General features: G+C 63.9%; 17 protein-coding genes and 1 tRNA gene. 12 read left to right on the top strand and 6 right to left on the bottom strand.

The features are described 5' to 3' along the window. Positions 1-120: 120 nt before the first annotated feature. The 3 genes from WEB61_RS15975 to WEB61_RS15985 are packed head-to-tail and all read right to left on the bottom strand — an operon-like array spanning position 121 to position 1,905. Positions 121-546 (bottom strand): EVE domain-containing protein, encoded by a 426-nt coding sequence (locus WEB61_RS15975; protein WP_368065336.1) that lies wholly within the window; start codon positions 544-546, stop codon positions 121-123. Positions 547-565: 19 nt separating this feature from the next. Next, positions 566-850, bottom strand: a complete 285-nt coding sequence (locus WEB61_RS15980) for a YciI family protein (RefSeq protein ID WP_368065337.1) — start codon at positions 848-850, stop codon at positions 566-568. A 32-nt stretch (positions 851-882) separates the two neighbouring features. Further along, on the bottom strand, positions 883-1,905 hold the full coding sequence (locus WEB61_RS15985; RefSeq protein WP_368065338.1) for an NAD(P)H-dependent glycerol-3-phosphate dehydrogenase: 1,023 nt from the start codon (positions 1,903-1,905) through the stop codon (positions 883-885). 87 nt (positions 1,906-1,992) lie between these two features. Here WEB61_RS15985 and WEB61_RS15990 point away from each other — a divergent pair, with 87 nt between their 5' ends. Beyond that, positions 1,993-2,619 carry a TetR/AcrR family transcriptional regulator gene (locus WEB61_RS15990; RefSeq protein ID WP_368065339.1) on the top strand — a complete coding sequence of 209 codons (627 nt, stop codon included), beginning with the start codon at positions 1,993-1,995 and terminating at the stop codon, positions 2,617-2,619. 428 nt (positions 2,620-3,047) lie between these two features. Further along, positions 3,048-3,173 carry a hypothetical protein gene (locus WEB61_RS15995; RefSeq protein ID WP_368065340.1) on the top strand — a complete coding sequence of 42 codons (126 nt, stop codon included), beginning with the start codon at positions 3,048-3,050 and terminating at the stop codon, positions 3,171-3,173. Positions 3,174-3,308: 135 nt separating this feature from the next. Here WEB61_RS15995 and WEB61_RS16000 read toward each other — a convergent pair whose 3' ends face one another. Together WEB61_RS16000 and tsaD are read right to left on the bottom strand one after the other, a co-directional pair. Further along, on the bottom strand, positions 3,309-4,208 hold the full coding sequence (locus tag WEB61_RS16000; RefSeq protein WP_368065341.1) for an alpha/beta hydrolase: 900 nt from the start codon (positions 4,206-4,208) through the stop codon (positions 3,309-3,311). 14 nt (positions 4,209-4,222) lie between these two features. Then, complete coding sequence (tsaD, locus tag WEB61_RS16005) at positions 4,223-5,299, bottom strand: tRNA (adenosine(37)-N6)-threonylcarbamoyltransferase complex transferase subunit TsaD (protein ID WP_368065342.1); 1,077 nt, start codon at positions 5,297-5,299, stop codon at positions 4,223-4,225. 126 nt (positions 5,300-5,425) lie between these two features. Between tsaD and hemC the strand changes: the two genes are divergently transcribed. The 7 genes from hemC (at position 5,426) to WEB61_RS16040 (ending at position 12,620) form a co-directional block, all read left to right on the top strand. Beyond that, positions 5,426-6,352 carry a hydroxymethylbilane synthase gene (gene hemC, locus WEB61_RS16010; protein ID WP_368065343.1) on the top strand — a complete coding sequence of 309 codons (927 nt, stop codon included), beginning with the start codon at positions 5,426-5,428 and terminating at the stop codon, positions 6,350-6,352. Positions 6,353-6,358: 6 nt separating this feature from the next. After that, positions 6,359-7,072, top strand: coding sequence for a uroporphyrinogen-III synthase (locus tag WEB61_RS16015; RefSeq protein ID WP_368065344.1), 714 nt, complete (start codon positions 6,359-6,361; stop codon positions 7,070-7,072). 84 nt (positions 7,073-7,156) lie between these two features. Continuing rightward, positions 7,157-8,404 carry a COG4223 family protein gene (locus WEB61_RS16020; protein ID WP_368065345.1) on the top strand — a complete coding sequence of 416 codons (1,248 nt, stop codon included), beginning with the start codon at positions 7,157-7,159 and terminating at the stop codon, positions 8,402-8,404. Between the two features lie 8 nt (positions 8,405-8,412). Further along, complete coding sequence (locus tag WEB61_RS16025) at positions 8,413-9,942, top strand: heme biosynthesis protein HemY (RefSeq protein WP_368065346.1); 1,530 nt, start codon at positions 8,413-8,415, stop codon at positions 9,940-9,942. Continuing rightward, a complete protein-coding gene (locus tag WEB61_RS16030; RefSeq protein ID WP_368065347.1) occupies positions 9,936-10,958 on the top strand; it encodes an alpha/beta fold hydrolase in 1,023 nt (340 codons plus the stop codon). The genes WEB61_RS16025 and WEB61_RS16030 overlap by 7 nt, the downstream gene beginning before the upstream one ends. A gap of 80 nt (positions 10,959-11,038) precedes the next feature. After that, positions 11,039-11,114 (top strand) — tRNA-Thr (locus WEB61_RS16035). A gap of 87 nt (positions 11,115-11,201) precedes the next feature. Next, positions 11,202-12,620 carry a homospermidine synthase gene (locus WEB61_RS16040; RefSeq protein WP_368065348.1) on the top strand — a complete coding sequence of 473 codons (1,419 nt, stop codon included), beginning with the start codon at positions 11,202-11,204 and terminating at the stop codon, positions 12,618-12,620. Between the two features lie 125 nt (positions 12,621-12,745). Here WEB61_RS16040 and WEB61_RS16045 read toward each other — a convergent pair whose 3' ends face one another. Beyond that, a complete protein-coding gene (locus WEB61_RS16045; RefSeq protein ID WP_368065349.1) occupies positions 12,746-12,916 on the bottom strand; it encodes a DUF4278 domain-containing protein in 171 nt (56 codons plus the stop codon). A 383-nt stretch (positions 12,917-13,299) separates the two neighbouring features. On the opposite strand from WEB61_RS16045, the gene WEB61_RS16050 reads away from it, so the two are divergent. From WEB61_RS16050 to WEB61_RS16060, 3 genes are all read left to right on the top strand, one after another. Beyond that, positions 13,300-13,641: a P-II family nitrogen regulator gene (locus WEB61_RS16050; RefSeq protein ID WP_293510625.1), complete on the top strand. Its 342-nt coding sequence runs from the start codon at positions 13,300-13,302 to the stop codon at positions 13,639-13,641. Positions 13,642-13,765: 124 nt separating this feature from the next. Then, a complete protein-coding gene (locus tag WEB61_RS16055; protein WP_368065350.1) occupies positions 13,766-14,638 on the top strand; it encodes a sensor histidine kinase in 873 nt (290 codons plus the stop codon). Then, positions 14,635-16,359 (top strand): ATP-binding protein, encoded by a 1,725-nt coding sequence (locus WEB61_RS16060; protein ID WP_368065351.1) that lies wholly within the window; start codon positions 14,635-14,637, stop codon positions 16,357-16,359. Before WEB61_RS16055 ends, WEB61_RS16060 begins: the two co-directional genes overlap by 4 nt. The last annotated feature ends 62 nt before the right edge of the window (positions 16,360-16,421 follow it).

Below are 16,421 nucleotides of genomic sequence, written 5' to 3' on the forward strand. Positions count from 1 at the left end.
TTCCATTTGTGACAGTTTTTTGACAGTTTCGTGACAGAGGGGGGGTCCGCTGTCGTTTTCGCTGTCAATCGGCTGTGCATTCCGGCCTTATCCATCCGTATACGGATGGTTCTTTCTCGGTCACGGCGCCTTCTTCAGGCCGCCCATCTGGCAGACGCGTTTCCACTCCGCGGCCGTCACCGGCTGCACCGAGAGGCGCGAGTTTTTCACCAGCACCATTTCGGCAAGCGCCGGCTCGGCCTTCACCTGCGCCAGCGTTACGGGCTTCAGCATATCCTCGACGGCTTCGATAACGACAAGGCCGAACTTGCCTTTCTCGTCGGTCGGGTCGGGGCGGTGTTCACCGATCACGCGGACAATGCCGACGACGCTCTTTTCGTCGCCCGAATGATAGAAGAAGCCGAGATCGCCCTTTTTCATCGCCTTCATGTTGTTGTTGGCCTGGTAGTTGCGCACGCCCGTCCAGGGTTCGCCTTTGGCGCCCTTCTTCTTCTGTTCGTCCCACGACCAGGTTTCGCGTTCGGATTTGAAAAGCCAGTAGGCCATTGCGCTCACTCCTTCGCGTTTATTCCTTGGGGCCGAGCAGCCATTTCCAGGCGCGCACATCGGTATGCGCGAAAAGGCCGGCCTTGTTGTAGGGATCGTTCTCGACAAGTTTCTCCGCCGCGGCGCGGCTTTCGACATCGATCACCAGCATCGAGCCGTTCATCACGGTTGCCTCGTCATTGGTGAAGGGGCCGCCGATTTTGACGCAAGCGGCCTCGCCCCAATATTTCAGATGCGCGTCGCGATTGGCGAGGCGGAGGTCGAGCGCGTTCGGCTTGTCGGTACAGATCAGGCAAAAGAGCATGGGCGCGATTCCGTTTCGTTCTGTTTGCTGTTTCAGGTTTCGCGGCCGATCGGGCGGGCAAGCAGCGCCGCAATCGCCTCGTCGACGCTTGCCTTGCCGGTGACGATGGCGGTGACCGCTTCGGCGATCGGCATGTCGGCCTTGTGTTTCTTCGCCAGCGCGACGACGGCCGAGGCCGAGAAGACGCCTTCGCTGACCGAGTTGCGCGCGCCCATGATTTCGTCGAGCGTCTTTCCTTCGCCCAGCGCCATTCCGAGCGACATGTTGCGCGACTTCGTCGAGTTGCAGGTCAGGATCAGATCGCCGAGGCCGGACAGACCCGTCAGCGTTTCGGCGCGCGCGCCCATCGCAAGGCCGAGCCGCGTCAGTTCGGCAAAGCCGCGCGTCGTCAGCGCGGCGCGCGCGCTGTCGCCGAATTTCTTGCCTTCGACAATGCCGCAGGCAATCGCGAGAACGTTTTTCACGGCGCCGCCGATTTCGGCGCCGATCAGGTCGGCGGAATAATAGGGCCGGAAGGTCGGCAGGCCGATCGCGCCGGCGAGCGCTTCGGCCATTTTCTCGTCTTCGCAGGCAAGCGTCACCGCTGTCGGCAATCCGCGTGCGACTTCGGTGGCGAAGCTCGGGCCCGACAGCACGGCGGCCAGCGCATGGGGCGCGGCTTCGGCCAGCACTTCGGTCAGGAGCTTGCCGCTTTCCTGTTCGATGCCCTTGGCGCAGAGAACGACCGGCGTGCCGGCGGCGATGAGCGGCGCCAGTTCCGTCAGTACACGGCGCATATGCTGGGCGGGCGTCACCATCAGGAGCGCGTCGGCGGTCGCGACCTCCGCCGCCTCGGTCGTCGCCCGGATGCCCTTGTCGAGCGCGATTCCCGGCAGGAAAAGCGCGTTCTCGTGGCGCGTATTGATCGCCTCGGCAACCTCGGCCTCATGCGCCCAGAGCGTCACCCGGCGGCCGGCCTTCGCCGCCACCTGCGCCAGCGCCGTTCCCCAGGCGCCGGCGCCGATGATGCCGATGTTCTCTATACTCTTGATCGGATTGGATTTTTTCTCGGCCAACAGGGCCCTCCGGCCCGCATTCTGTTGCAGGCGCTAACGATTGAACGGTTCGTTGATTATTTACTCGATCGCATTATTATCATTTGTATGACCGCACAGGACGCCACGCACCAGAAAATCATCGAGGCCGCCAAACGGCGCTTCACCCATTACGGCTACACCAAAACGACGATGGCCGAACTCGCCGCCGATTGCGAGATGTCGCCGGGCAATCTTTATCGCTACTTTCCGGGCAAGCTCGACATCGCCGAAGAGATTTGCCGCGAAGCCTCTATGCAGACGGCCGAAGACCTGTCGCGCATTCTGACGACGCCGGGCCGCAGCGCCGCGCAGCGTCTCCACGATTTCCTTTTCATGGATCTGCGCGAGACCTTTCACAAGCTTGAAGAGGATCGGAAGATCGTCGAGATGGCGCAGATCGTCACCGCCGAGCGGCCGGAGTTCCACAATGAGGGACTGAAACGCGAACGCGAGGTGCTGGCCCGCATCGTCGAGCTCGGCAACATGTCCGGCGAGTTCAAGGTGCCGGAACCCGAATTCGCTGCCGAGATGATCCAGGCGGCCACCCTGAAGTTCAGCTACCCGCAGCTTTTCACGCGGTTGCCGCTCGAAAAACTCGAAAGAGAACTCGAGGGCGTCTATCAGTTGGTGGTTGCGGGCTTGAAGGGCGGCGCGGCCTGTTGCGATCCGATGAAGCTGCTCGCGGAAGCTTGAGCCGCTCTAAATCTTCTCTCAACTCATTAGATTTATTGCGCTGCATTGTTTTGTGTGGCGGGGCAGTAGGCCGCCTAGCCTGCTGATTTTATTAACAAAACACACGATATGGCAGTGTTATGTGTTGCAGCGCGGCAACATAAATCCTGACGATTGAATATTTTTTATTTTGTTCATTGTTTTTTGCTGAAGGCCTCCTAAATCCCCTCTGTCAGCGGGACACCGGACCCGAACCGCCGACAAGGAACACAGGAGAAAGAGCCATGATCAACCTCACCAGCAAGCTGACCAACCGCGCCATCACCCTCGCTGTCGCCGGTTACTCGCTCGCCTTCCTGGCTCAGATCGCCTCCCAGTACGCGGCCTGAGCGGGAACGGTACCCCCATCAAGGGCGGCTCGGCCGCCCACCATTCGAAAGACTGTCGCCATGACGCAGAACCGGAAAGTTTTCCCCCTTGTGGAGCGCGTCGCCGCCAAAGCCATCGCCGCGCTGTTTGTGGTCTACACAATCGCCTTGATCGTGCAGACCTCGGGCGTCGCCACCATCGTCTGATTTGATTTCCCCGTCCGGGCTCCTCTCCCTCCCCTCAGGAAGCCCGGCGATCCCAAGGCCCTTGCCCCCCAAGGGCCTCTTGGCCCCGCCGCCTCCCCCGCGGCGGGGTCCTTTTTTGAGCCCGGCCCAGATAGTTCAGCCGAGGTGCTGGCGCGCGAAACGCACAATATGCGTGATCGCCTCGCGGGCTTCGGGAAGCATATCGGCGTTGAGCTGCCAGACGTGCCAGACCTTCGGCCATACTTCGAGCGTTGCTTCGGCGCCGGCGGTTTTGAGCGCGGCCGCCATGCGAACCGAATCGTCCCTCAATATCTCACGTTCGCCGACCTGAAAAAGCGTCGGCGGAAAACCTGATACGTCGCCGAAAAGCGGCGAAAGATACGGATTTTTCGTGTCGGCGCCCGGACAATAGGCCGGCATCAGGCTGGCCATGATCTCGGGCACGAACATCGCGTCCGCCTCGGCATTCGATTGCAGCGAAGCACCGCCGCCGGTCATGTCGGTGGAGGGCGACAGGCAGATCAGCGCTGCCGGCAGCGGCAGGCTCTCGGCCTTGAGACGCAGGGCGAGGGCCAGCGTCAGGTTACCGCCGGCCGAATCGCCGCCAACAACGATGGATTTCGAGGGCAGCCCCTTTTCCAGAAGCGCGCGATAGGCCGTCACGCAGTCGTCGAGCCCCGCCGGAAAGCAATATTCGGGCGCCAGCCGGTAATCGATCGCATAGACCGGTACGCCGATATCCTTTGCAAGGCGCCAGGTGAGCGGGCGATGCGTGCGCGGCGAACCGGCGACAAAACCGCCGCCATGAATGTAGAGAAGCGCCGCATCGCTGCGGGTATCCGGCGCCGACAGCCTTTCGGCCGGGACGCCGCCGAGGTCCAGTGCCTCACAGGCGATATCCGCCGGCAGTTTTGCGGCGCGTGGCTCCATCTGCAGCATCAGCGGCCGCAGCAGATTCACGTCGGGATTCTTGCGGAAGCGGCGTTTCACCTGCCAGCGGATCATAAGATTGATCAGGGGGAGCTGCAGACTCATTGGCTTTGTTCCTTTCAGGCCTTGGCGCCGGCGGCGGCCGCTTCAGGGTCGAGCGGCCAGCGGGCACGCGGGCCGACCGAGATCGGATCGACGAGACCGAGCGCAAGCCGTTCGGCGCCCGCCCATGCGATCATTGCCGCATTGTCGGTGCAGAGCTTCAGCGGCGGGACGACGATTTCATAGCCGCAGGCATGGGCCGAAACCTTCAGGCGCTCCCGCAGCAGGATGTTGGCCGCGACGCCGCCCGCCACGACGAGGTGGCGGTGGCCGGACGGAATCGTTTCCGAAGCAAGGGCCATTGCGTTTTCGGTGCGTTCGGCCAGCACATCGGCGACGGCGGCCTGAAACGAGGCGGCGATGTCGGCGCGGTCCTGGTCGCTCAGAGGGCCAAGATTTTCGGCTGTCTGCCGCACCGCCGTCTTGAGGCCCGAGAAGGAAAAATCGCAACCCGGGCGGCCCAGCATCGGCCGCGGCAGGGCGAAGCGCGTCGCATCGCCCTCCTGTGCCGCACGCTCGACCGCGGGTCCGCCGGGAAAGCCGAGACCCAGCAATTTTGCGACCTTGTCGAAGGCTTCGCCAACCGCGTCGTCGATCGTCGTGCCGAGGCGGCGATAGCGGCCGACGCCCTCGACCGCGAGGAGCTGGCTGTGGCCGCCCGATACCAGCAGCAGCAAATAGGGAAAGGGCAGGCCGTCGGTCAGCCGCGCCGTCAGCGCATGGCCTTCGAGATGATTGACGGCCAGAAGCGGCAAGCCACGGGCCGCCGCGATCCCCTTGGCCGTCATCAGGCCGACAATGACGCCCCCGATCAGGCCCGGTCCCGCGGTCACGGCCACGCCATCGAGATCGTCCCAGCCGGTGCCGGCTTCCTTCAGCGCGCGGGCGACCAGTCCGTCGAGATGTTCGACATGGGCGCGGGCGGCAATTTCGGGGACCACACCACCAAACGGCGCATGCTCTGCAATCTGGGAAAAAACGACGTTGGAGAGAATTTCACCCATGGCATCCGCGCCCGGCGCCCGGCGCACCACGGCGGCGGCGGTCTCGTCGCAGCTTGTCTCGATACCGAGCAGGGTGAGCGATTTCGTCACGGGTTTCCTTATCCCAAAAGGTCTGGCTTTCCCTCTGACAAAGGGCACAAACGGGCTATAAGAGCCCCAACGGCAAACTCGCCGCCCGAGAATTTCCTCGCTGGCATACAACCTTAGAGACCCCGCATGCAACGGCGCTACCGCATCGGCACCAGAGGATCCAAGCTCGCGCTTATCCAGGCCCATGAGGTCGCGCGGCGGATCGCGCAGGTCCAGCATCTGTCGGTCGAGCATGCGGCCGAGATCGTCGTCATCAGCACGCAGGGCGACCGCGTGCAGGATCGGGCGCTGTCGGAGATTGGCGGCAAGGGGCTCTTCACCGAGGAAATCGAGGAGCAGCTCTTCGACGCCAGGATCGACATTGCCGTTCATTCAATGAAGGACATGCCGACCCAGTTGCCAGACGGATTGACCATCGACTGTCTGCTGGAACGCGCAGATCCGCGCGATGCCTTCCTCTCGACGAAGGCAGCGACGCTGGCAGCACTTCCTCAAGGCGCGGTTGTCGGCACCTCGTCGCTCCGGCGTGCGGCGCAGGTCCGGGCGCTCAGGCCCGATATTCGCGTGGTGCCGTTTCGCGGCAATGTCGAGACGCGGCTCAAGAAGCTCGCCGACGGCGTTGCCGACGCGACGCTGCTTGCAATGGCCGGTCTCATCCGTATGGGATTTCAGGACAAGGCGACGGCGCCCCTTTCGCCGGAAGAAATGCTGCCAGCCGTCGCGCAGGGCGCGATCGGCGTCGAACGTCGCGCCGGCGATGACGAGGCGGCGCATCTTCTGGCCAAGATCCATCATCAGGAGACGGGTTTGCGCGTTGCCGCCGAGCGCGCCTTGCTCGCGGTGCTCGACGGTTCCTGCCGCACACCGATCGCGGCGCTCGCCGACATTTCGGGTGAGCGGTTGCAGCTTCGCGCCATGATCCTGACGCCGGACGGTTCGGAGGTCCTCGAAACGACGCGTGAAGGGTTGGCTGTGGATGGTATTGCCCTCGGCCAAGAAGCGGGGCTCGAACTCAAGTCGCGCGCGGGGCCGCATTTCTTCAGCGAGGTCTGAAGCAGGATGCGGCTTCTCGTCACCCGGCCCGAAGAAGATGCGGCGGCGCTTGCATCTGTTCTTGCCGCGCGCGGCCATGAGGTCGTGATGTCGCCCGTGATGTCGATCCGCTTTCTCGATGAGGCCGAATTCCCGCAACGCGTCTGGCAGGCATTGCTCGTCACCAGCGCCAATGGCGCGCGTGCGCTGGCGCGGCGGCGGGAGGCGGCGGCGTTGAAAAATCTGCCGGTCCTCGCCATCGGTCCGGCCACCGCGCAGGCGATGGCGGATGCCGGCTTTCGCCGAATTGAAGCGGCGGGTGGCGATGTCGAGACGCTGGCAGCCCTGGCTTGCCTCAGGCTTTCGCCCGATGGCGGGCCGTTGCTTCACGCGGCGGGCAGCGTGGTGGCCGGCGACCTCAAGGCGGCGCTGACCGCTCAAGGCTTCGAGATCGAACGCGCGGTTCTTTATGAAGCGGTGGCCTCCGATGCGCTGCCCGGTGCCGCGCACAGGGCTCTTGCCGAGAATCGTGCCGACGGGATTCTCCTCTATTCGCCGCGCACGGCACGGATATTTGTGTCGCTTGCGCGGGCAGCAGGTCTGGAGGCGGCCCTTGCCGGGATCACCGCCTATTGCCTGTCGCCAGCCGTCGCCGATGCGCTCGAAAACACAGCCTTTCTTACGGTGAAAATAGCAGAGCAGCCCGAACAGGCCGCGCTGCTGGCGTTGCTCGATGGCTGATTTCAGCGAAACTCGTCCTGACCGGGCGTGCGCGAGCCTCTATAGTGTCCGCCGGACCGGCATGACCCCCCAAGATGGTTCCTTATGACTGATTCAAACGACGCGGATGCGGGCAAAGGCCCCGAGCCAGAATTCCTCAAGCCCGATGCGGAGGCGCGCCATCATAATGAGAAGCCGCGCAAGGAGCCCCGTATCCTCGAGGGCACGGCGGAAGAGGTGGGCGACGGGCGCGCCGCCGACGAAGAGGCGAGCGAGCCCGAAGCGTCCGTGAAAACAGCCGCCGGGCCGTCAGGCGCGGGGATTGCGCTGGCCGCTGCAGCCGGTTTCAGCGGTGCCGCCATCGCCCTCGTCGCTGCCTGGTTTCTGGGTTTGGGCGCACCTGCGGCCGACACAGAGACCGCCGGCCGGCTGGCCGATCTTGCGGCACGGATCGAGGCGGTTGAAGACGGCAGCGACAGCGCGCGCAGCCTTGACGAGCGCGCGCAATCTCTTTCCGCGCGTCTCGATGCGGCGGAAGGAAAAATCGCCGCAGCCGAAAGTGCCGCGCCGGATGCGCAACTGGCTCAGCTCGCCGAAGAGCAGCAATCGCTGAAAGAAGCGCTCGACGATACAAGGCGCATGGCGCGCGCCGCAGAGAACAGGATTGACGCGCTGGCCGCCAACCTGCCGCCACCGGGCATTGCCGATCGCGTCGGCAGTCTCGATACGCTGGTGAGGGCGCTGGACGCTCGGCTTACAACGCTCGCACCGCAGATCGAGGCGATGGAATCGCGCGTGGTCGCGCTCGAAGAAAAGAAAGACGATCCCGACGCGGCCGCACGCGCGGCGCTCGGGTTGGCGCTCGCCAATCTCGCACGCGTCGCCGAGACGACGGGTCCGTTCAAGGCCGAGCTCGATGTTGTGGAGAGCTTCCTGCCCGGTGAGGCCGGTCTTGAGGCCTTGTCCGGCGCGGCGACGAGCGGCGTTGCAACGCGTGCCTCGCTCAAGGCGCGTTTTCCTTCGGTTGTCGAAAGCGTATTCGATGCGGAGCGCCGCGCGGATGAAGAGGGTCTCTGGTCGCGCTTTGTCGCCAATGCGAAATCGCTGGTGACGATCCGGCGCACCGGTGAAATTTCGGGCGAGACGACAGAGGCCGTTGTCGCGCGCATGGAAGAACGCCTGAAGACCGACGATCTGGCAGGTGCGGTCAGCGAAGGGGAAGCGTTGCAGGGGCCGGCGCGTGAAGCGGCATCGACGTGGCTTCGCGACGCACAGGCGCGGCTCGAAACCGAAACCCTGTTGCGCGATCTATCGGCCCATGTCGCGACGCAGCTTTCTCCGGATAAAGGGTAACGCCTTCCATGTTGCGCGCGCTTTTCATTTTTATCGTCATTGCGCTTCTGAGCGCGCTTGCGATCTGGCTTGCCGACAATCCCGGCGATCTGACGATGCATTGGCGCGGCTACGAAATCCGGACCAGTTTCGTCGTCGGCGTTGGCGTGATGGCGCTGGCGGCCTTTCTGGTGCTCCTTGCCTATCGCATCGTTTCGAGTTTCATTGACACGCCTGCCAGTGTTTCGGCCTTTCTCGAAAAGCGGCGCCAGCACAAAGGCTTTCTGGCGCTGTCGCGCGGCATGGTGGCGGTTGCCGCTGGCGATGCCGCCGATGCAAAGCGTTATGCGGCCCAGGCGCACAAGCTTCTCGATGCGCCGCCGCTGACGCTGCTGCTCGCCGCGCAGGCCGCCCAGCTCGAAGGCGATGAGACATCCGCCACCGGCTATTTCGAGCGCATGCTCGATGCACCGGAGACCGAGTTTCTGGGTTTGCGCGGCCTCTTCATTCAGGCGCGGCGCGCCGGCGACCGGGAACAGGCGCTCGCCCATGCGCGGCGCGCCTTCGAGCTCAGGCCGCAAACCCCCTGGGCGGCGCAGGCTGTCTTCGAGATCGAAGCTGCCGAAGAAGATTGGGATGCGGCGCTGAAGACGCTCGATCGCGAAGTGTCGGTACGGGTTATTTCGCGTGACAAGGCGCGCCGCCGCCGCGCGGTACTGCTGACCGGCAAGGCGATGACTGCGGTCGAAGCGGCGCATGGGCAGACAGGCGAGGCACGAAAGACGGCACTTGAAAAGGCCGTCGCGCTGGCGCTCGACGCGGCGGCGCTTGAGCCGGCATTCGCGCCGACGGTCGCGCTTGCGGCGCGGCTTTGCGGCGAGACCGGACGTGCGCGAAAGGCCGCACGTTTGGTCGAATCCGCATGGAGTGCATCACCTCACCCCGAACTTGCGGATGTCTGGCTCGACATAATCGACGGCGAGAGTGGTTATGATCGCGCCGCGCGCGCGCGTTTGCTTGCCGCGCGTAATCCGGATCATATCGAAAGCCGTATTCTCGCCGCGCGCGGTGCCATCGGCGCGCGCGACTGGCCGGCGGCGCGCGAAGCGCTTGGTGCTTATGTCGGAGCCGATGCACGTGAAATGCCGACGCAACGCGTCTGCGAGCTGATGGCTGAAATCGAGGAGGGCGCGTTCGGCGACCGGGGCGCGGCACGCGGCTGGCTTGCCCGCGCGCTTCACGCGCCGGAAGACCCGCACTGGACAGGCGAAGGCTATCGCTCGTCGCGATGGTCGCCGATCAATCCAATGACGGGTGCTTTCGACGCGCTGGTCTGGACAACACCTGTCGTCGCGCTTGCCCGTGAGGAACGGCAACCAGTGGATCCCGAGATCGGGGCGGCCGGTGCCGAAACGCCGAAGGCGCAGACGGCGGCGGTTGTTTCGCTGCCTGAGCGAGCCGCCAGCAAGGAGGCGCTTGCCTTTCAGCCGCCTCTGCCCGACGATCCGGGTCCTGACGGTGCGGCCGAAGAGGCGCAAGAGGGGGAACGCAAATGGTGAAGCGGATATTGCTTGGTATACTGACGCTGGTCGTGCTGGCGTTTGTGGTGATCGTCGTTTCGGTCGTGCGGTTCGATGTGCCGCGCGAGGAGCTTGTCGGGAAATATGCCGGCGGCGCCTCGCAATTCGTCACACTGCCCTCCGGCGCCAGTGTTCATTTCCGCGATGAGGGCAATCCGGACGGTCCCGCGCTGGTGCTGGTTCACGGCTCCAATTCCTCGCTGCATACATGGGAGCCCTGGGTCGCCGAACTCGGCGGCACCTATCGCATCGTCAGCATGGACCTGCCGGGCCATGGCCTGACGGGCCGGGTGCCTGGCGACGATTACAGCCGCGAGGGCATGGCGGCGTCGGTGCATGAGTTGACGGAGGCGCTGGGGCTGACCCGGTTCGCGATCGGCGGGAATTCGATGGGCGGCGGCGTCTCGGCGCTTTATGCGCTGGAACATCCCGAACGTGTGTCGGCGCTGATCCTGGTCGACTCGGGCGGTGTGCCGGTGGCGCGCGACGACACCGATCCGCCGCTGGCCTTCCGCCTCGCTCGGATGCCCGTTCTCAGCAAGGTCATGCGCTACGTGCTGCCGCGTTCTGTCGTTGAAGAGGGCGTGCGCAAGGTTTTTGTCGACCAGTCCAAAGTGACCGATGAAATGGTGGCGCGCTATTTCGATCTGTCGCTGCATGAGGGCAATCGCGACGCGACGCGGATGCGCTTTGCGAGCTACGCCGGGCGCAACGAGGTGGCTTTTGCCGAGCGCCTTGGCGCCATTGAAATGCCGACCCTGATCATCTGGGGCGACAAGGATCTGCTCATTCCGGTTTCTGCCGCCTCCACCTTCAAGGAACGCATCCCGCACGCGGAACTCGTCGTCTTTGAGAATGTGGGGCATGTGCCGATGGAGGAAGTAGCCGAGGAAAGTGCGGCGGCTGTGGCGGCCTTTCTCGGGGCGGCACTGGCCGAGCCGACGCCTGCCCCGGAGCCCGAGGCTGTTGCCGAAGAGCCCGAAGAGGCGGAATAGGGCTGTTGCCAAAGGGCGCGGGGCGGGGTATCTCAAGCCCTTGGGCGGCCGGGCTTTTTCAAGGCATCGGCCGCTCCGGCGCCGCTTTAGCTCAGTTGGTAGAGCACCTCATTCGTAATGAGGGGGTCGGGTGTTCGAGTCACCCAAGCGGCACCACACCCCCCTCTGTCACCGAACTGTCAAAAAACTGTCATAAATCTTTCGCGGACGGAATTCCGGCCGGGCACGAGATCGAGGCAAGTCATGGCGTCCGACATCAAACATGCCCGTTTCGAGGGGCGCATCGTCATTGTCGGTTTCGGCAGCATCGGGCAGGGCGTGCTGCCGCTGCTCTTGCGGCATATCGATGTGGCGCCGGCGCAAATCTCGATCCTGACGGCCGACGAGAGCGGGCGAGATGTCGCCGAGGCCTATGGCGTCGGGTTCGCGGTGACGCCGTTGCGCAAGGGCAATTACCTGTCGGTGCTCGACCCGCTGCTTGCGAAGGGCGATTTTCTGCTCAATGTTTCGGTCGATGTGTCGAGCCTGGCGCTTGTCGAGTTCTGCCGCGCGAAAGGTGTGCTCTATCTCGACACCTGCATCGAGCCCTGGAGCGGTCAGTACACGGATACGTCGCGGTCGCCGTCGCAGCGCTCCAACTATGCGTTGCGCGAAGGGGCGATGGCGTTGAAGGCGAAACATGCGGATGGGCCGACCGCGATCCTGACCCATGGCGCCAATCCCGGCCTCGTCTCGCATTTCGTCAAGCAGGCGCTGCTCAACATCGCGGCCGATACGAAGGCCGCAGTTTCAAAACCGGCAACGCGCGAGGACTGGGCGCGGCTTTCGGCGCGGCTCGGCGTCAAGGTCGTCCATATTGCCGAGCGCGACACGCAGGTCTCGCCGACGCCAAAGCGCATCGGCGAATTCGTCAATACCTGGTCGGTCGACGGTTTCGTCAGCGAGGGCTGCCAGCCGGCCGAACTCGGCTGGGGCACGCATGAGCGGCATTTTCCGACGGACGGGCACCGCCATCCGAGCGGGCCGGGCTGCGCGATCTATCTGGCGCGGCCGGGCGCCTCGACGCGGGTCCGGAGCTGGACGCCGAACGAGGGTCCCTATCACGGGTTTCTGATCACACACGGCGAATCGATTTCGCTGGCCGATTACTTCACCGTGCTCGAGAACGGCGCCGCGCAATACCGGCCGACCGTTCACTACGCCTATCACCCCTGCGACGATGCCGTTTTGTCGGTGCATGAATTTGCCGGCAAGAACTGGCAGCTCCAGAAGGCGAAACGCCTGATGATGGAAGAGATCAGCGCCGGTATCGACGAGTTGGGCGTGCTGCTGATGGGCCATGCGCGGGGCGCCTACTGGTACGGCTCGCAGCTCTCGATCGAGGAGGCGCGCCGCCTGGTGCCGCATAACAATGCGACCAGCCTGCAGGTGACGGTGGCGGTGCTGGCCGGTGTCGTCTGGGCGATCGAAAATCCCGAACGCTGGATCGTCGAACCGGAGGAGATGGATTTCGAGCGCGTGCTCGAAATCTGCCGGCCCTATCTCGGAAAAATGGTCGGTGCCTATAGCGACTGGACGCCGCTGCTTGATCGGGGCCTCCTTTTCGAGGAGGAACTCGACGAGAGCGATCCCTGGCAATTCCGGAATTTCCGCGTCGTTTGATCCTTCCGGAACGGAAAAGGCCGCCCCTCGTACAAGGAACGGCCTTGACCCGCCTATCGAAGCCCGCGCGCCGGATGCCTGTCGGGGACGGCAACCCTCCAACGGTGGCAGGGGCGGCGGTTTCCTCAGTCGTGCTGCGGAATGCCCCGATAGCGCAGACCGGTGTGGTTTGCCTTCGGCTTGTCGTGATGCGCGGCACGGTAGCTGGCGCCGCGATAACGCAGGGCCGCGCTGCCGGCGGGCCCGGCTGTCTTTTCACCGTGATGGGCGATGCCGCGGTAAGTGAGGTCGGTCATTTGAAGTCTCCTGTTGCCCGTCCCAGCCTTATGTCTTCTGCCTTAATATGAGTAAGATGTGTAAGTTTGTCAATATGCATAAAGAATTCACATACACATTCTTTGGACAGGTCCCCGGTGGCCTGTTACAAATGGCCGAACGGCTTGAATTTTCTCGCGTTTCGGGGCTCACCGGCAGCGGGCCTCGCCGCTTTCAGGTGGTGCCAGGAAGAGCGTAAAATATTATTATGGAAAAACTAGACCAGAGAATTCAGCTTGTTGCCTCGACCGAGTTCAACAATCTGGTTGATCGCTGGCGCCGCGAACAGGCCGATCTGCCTTCCCGGTCGGAGGCGATCCGTCGCCTCGTCCTTCACGGTCTCGAATATGAGAAGAGTTTTCCGATGCGCATGATTACCGCGATTATCCGGCCCCATAAATATGAGGAGCTTCGCGATGCGCTGATCGCGCTCGGCATCGAGGGGATCACGGTGACGCAGGTTTCGGGCTTCGGCCGCCAGCGCGGCCAGACCGAGATTTACCGCGGCGCCGAATACAGCGTCGCCGAAGTGCCGAAAGTCCGCATCGATGTGGCGGTCAGCGCCGCGCTTGTCGAGAAGGCGGTGCGGGAAATCGAAAGGGCCGCGAATACCGGCAAGATCGGTGACGGCAAGATCTTCGTACAACCGCTTGAACAGGTTGTCCGTATTCGCACCGGCGAGACCAACGAGACGGCGCTCGGCTGATCCTTTCCGCCATTAATTCCTCTGAAATCAAGGTTTCCGGCAACCTCCCGTTTACTTCCGGGCAAGGTGGCGGACCGTATGCTGCGGTTCGAACTTTTTCTCGGGCAGGATGCCGAAAACCGCAATGCACGGTCAGAAACACATAGCGCCGCCGCGCCGGAAGTCGCTGCTGGCGGATTACTCGACCGATCTCGGCCAGCTGATGTCGCGCCGGCAGTCGGAGGCCGCGCTGCGCGCCGCCAAGACCGAATCCGACGCGGCAAGCCGGACCAAGTCCGAATTCCTCGCCAATATGAGCCATGAGCTCCGGACGCCGCTCAATGCGATCATCGGCTTCTCGGAGTTCATCCAGCATATCGCCGCGACCGGCAAGCCGTCGGAGAAGACCGGCGAGTATGCCGAACACATCGCCGATGCGGGGCGCCATCTCCTCAACATCATTTCCGATATTCTCGATATCTCGAAAATAGAGAGCGGGACTTTCACATTGTCGCCCGAGCTCTACAGCCTGCGCGAGGTGATCGACGCCTGCACGGTGCTGATCGAGCCGCGCGTGCGCGAGAAGAACCAGATTCTCGAAATCAAGGCCGATAAGGACCTGCCGCAGGTGCCGGTCGATGTCCGGCGCGTCAAGCAGGTGCTGATCAATCTCCTTTCCAACGCCCACAAGTTTACGCCCGAAGGCGGGCGCATCGTGCTGGTCGCAACGCGCGCGCCCGATGGCGGCGCGACGGTCGCCGTGGCCGACAGCGGCATCGGTATGAGCGACAAGCAGCTTGCCTATGCGATGACGCCGTTCGGCCAGGTGCAATCGAGCTATGCACGCGGCCATGAAGGAACAGGCCTCGGCTTGCCGATCGCGGCGGCGCTTGCGCGTCTTCACGGCGGTGAGTTTCACGTTCACAGCGAGTTGGGCAAGGGGACGACCGTCTTCTTCACGCTGCCGCCGCTGCTTGCCGATGGTACAAATCCTTCCGTACAAGGTATATTGCAATGAGTGTCGCCGTTCCGCCGCCTGCATCGCAGGCCGAAGTCGTGCCGGCCGCATCCGTCGAACCGGAAGCGCCGCCCTTCGTCGAGCGCCGTGGCGTGCCGGCGGTGCCGCCGCGCCGGATCGCGCATATCGTTTCGGTGTCGGGTTCGCAGGCGATCGCCGTTCTCGAACGCGACAAGACGCCGGGCGCCGTGGCGGCGCGTGTCGAGATCGGCCAGCTTGTCAAGATGCCGACGCCGACCGCGACGGTTGTCGGTCTCGTTTCGGCGGTCAGCGCACCGTCGCCGACGATGGGCGGCGGAGAAGATATCGGCCTCATCGAAATCAATCTCGCCGGCGAGGTTGCGCCCGATCCTAAGGACGGGCGGCTCTCCTTTCACCGCGGCGTCGCCAGCCTGCCGTCGCTGGGCGACGCGGTGTTGCTCGCCGACCGCCACGACCTGACGCGCGTCTACACACAACCCAATGTCGCGACAATCGAAGTCGGGTCGCTCTACCAGGATTCGGCGGTGCCGGCGCGCCTGCTGACCGACGATCTGCTCGCCAAGCATTTCATCGTCGTCGGCACGACCGGCTGTGGCAAATCCTGCGCGCTCACGTCCATTTTGCAACGCGTACTGGCGCAGCACGATCACGCGCATATCGTCGTGCTCGACGTGCACAATGAATATCCGACGGCGTTCGGCGAGCGCGCGGAACTCATCAACCCGACCAATCTGAACCTGCCGTTCTGGCTCCTGAACTTCCAGGAACTGGCATCGGCACTGACCAGCGGCGACGCCGATCGCGACGCCGAGATCGAGATTCTCGGCGATGCCGTGCTCACCGCGAAACGGCGCTATTCGGACGCCTCGTCGAGCCGCCAGCTGGCGCGCCGGCCGGGCGATCTCAGCGGACTGACGGTCGATGCGCCGACGCCGTTCCGGCTTTCCGACGTGCTGGCCGTCATCGACGAGCAGCTCGGCAAGCTGGAGCGCACCCAGAAAACGCTTCCCTACCGGCGGCTCAAATCGCGCATCGAAACGCTGGCGAGCGATCAGCGTTACAGCTTCATGTTCGGCAGCCTGACCGTGCAGGACACGATGACCGACATTCTCGGCCGTTTGTTCCGCGTACCGAATGATGGGCGGCCGATCACCGTGATCGATCTTTCGACCGTGCCGCCCGAAATTCTCGATGTGGTGATTTCGGTGATCGCGCGGCTTGCCTTCGACCTTGCGGTCTGGAGCAAGGGCGGCTTGCCGATGCTGCTCGTCTGCGAAGAGGCGCATCGTTATGCACCGGCAGCGGCGGGAAAGGGCTTCGAGCCGACGCGCCAGGCGCTGTCGCGCATCGCCAAGGAAGGCCGCAAATACGGATTGTCGCTGGCGCTCGTGACGCAGCGACCATCGGAACTCGATACGACGATCCTTTCGCAGTGCAGCACGGCGATTGCGATGCGCCTGTCGACCGAGCGCGACCAGCAGGTGATGCGCGCCAATACGCATGACGGGGCGCTCGACCTGCTCGACTTCCTGCCGCTTCTCGGCGACCGCGAGGCGATCGTGCTGGGCCAGGGCGTTGCCATGCCGATGCGCATCCGCTTCAACGATATCGCCGACAAGGGCGTGCCGCGCAATCTCAACAGCGCCTTCTCCGATTCCTGGAGCCGCCCTAATCTCGACCGGGCGGGGCTTGAAGCCATCGTCACGCGCTGGCGCCATGCAGGCCGCGAACGGCCCTGAGCGGACCGCGACGGAATGTCGTCGGCGCTCGGGCGGCCTGCCGGGTGCGGTGACAGCAATTT

The sequence above is a fragment of the Parvibaculum sp. genome, assembly GCF_040882025.1.
Classification (GTDB): domain Bacteria; phylum Pseudomonadota; class Alphaproteobacteria; order Parvibaculales; family Parvibaculaceae; genus Parvibaculum.

Coding starts and splice junctions, on each gene's coding strand:
- WEB61_RS15975 (WP_368065336.1), bottom strand. CDS start 546: ATGGCCTACTGGCTTTTCAAATCCGAACGCGAAACCTGGTCGTGGGAC.
- WEB61_RS15980 (WP_368065337.1), bottom strand. CDS start 850: ATGCTCTTTTGCCTGATCTGTACCGACAAGCCGAACGCGCTCGACCTC.
- WEB61_RS15990 (WP_368065339.1), top strand. CDS start 1,993: ATGACCGCACAGGACGCCACGCACCAGAAAATCATCGAGGCCGCCAAA.
- WEB61_RS15995 (WP_368065340.1), top strand. CDS start 3,048: ATGACGCAGAACCGGAAAGTTTTCCCCCTTGTGGAGCGCGTCGCCGCC.
- WEB61_RS16000 (WP_368065341.1), bottom strand. CDS start 4,208: ATGAGTCTGCAGCTCCCCCTGATCAATCTTATGATCCGCTGGCAGGTG.
- hemC (WP_368065343.1), top strand. CDS start 5,426: ATGCAACGGCGCTACCGCATCGGCACCAGAGGATCCAAGCTCGCGCTT.
- WEB61_RS16015 (WP_368065344.1), top strand. CDS start 6,359: ATGCGGCTTCTCGTCACCCGGCCCGAAGAAGATGCGGCGGCGCTTGCA.
- WEB61_RS16020 (WP_368065345.1), top strand. CDS start 7,157: ATGACTGATTCAAACGACGCGGATGCGGGCAAAGGCCCCGAGCCAGAA.
- WEB61_RS16025 (WP_368065346.1), top strand. CDS start 8,413: ATGTTGCGCGCGCTTTTCATTTTTATCGTCATTGCGCTTCTGAGCGCG.
- WEB61_RS16030 (WP_368065347.1), top strand. CDS start 9,936: ATGGTGAAGCGGATATTGCTTGGTATACTGACGCTGGTCGTGCTGGCG.
- WEB61_RS16040 (WP_368065348.1), top strand. CDS start 11,202: ATGGCGTCCGACATCAAACATGCCCGTTTCGAGGGGCGCATCGTCATT.
- WEB61_RS16045 (WP_368065349.1), bottom strand. CDS start 12,916: ATGACCGACCTCACTTACCGCGGCATCGCCCATCACGGTGAAAAGACA.
- WEB61_RS16050 (WP_293510625.1), top strand. CDS start 13,300: ATGCGCATGATTACCGCGATTATCCGGCCCCATAAATATGAGGAGCTT.
- WEB61_RS16055 (WP_368065350.1), top strand. CDS start 13,766: ATGCACGGTCAGAAACACATAGCGCCGCCGCGCCGGAAGTCGCTGCTG.
- WEB61_RS16060 (WP_368065351.1), top strand. CDS start 14,635: ATGAGTGTCGCCGTTCCGCCGCCTGCATCGCAGGCCGAAGTCGTGCCG.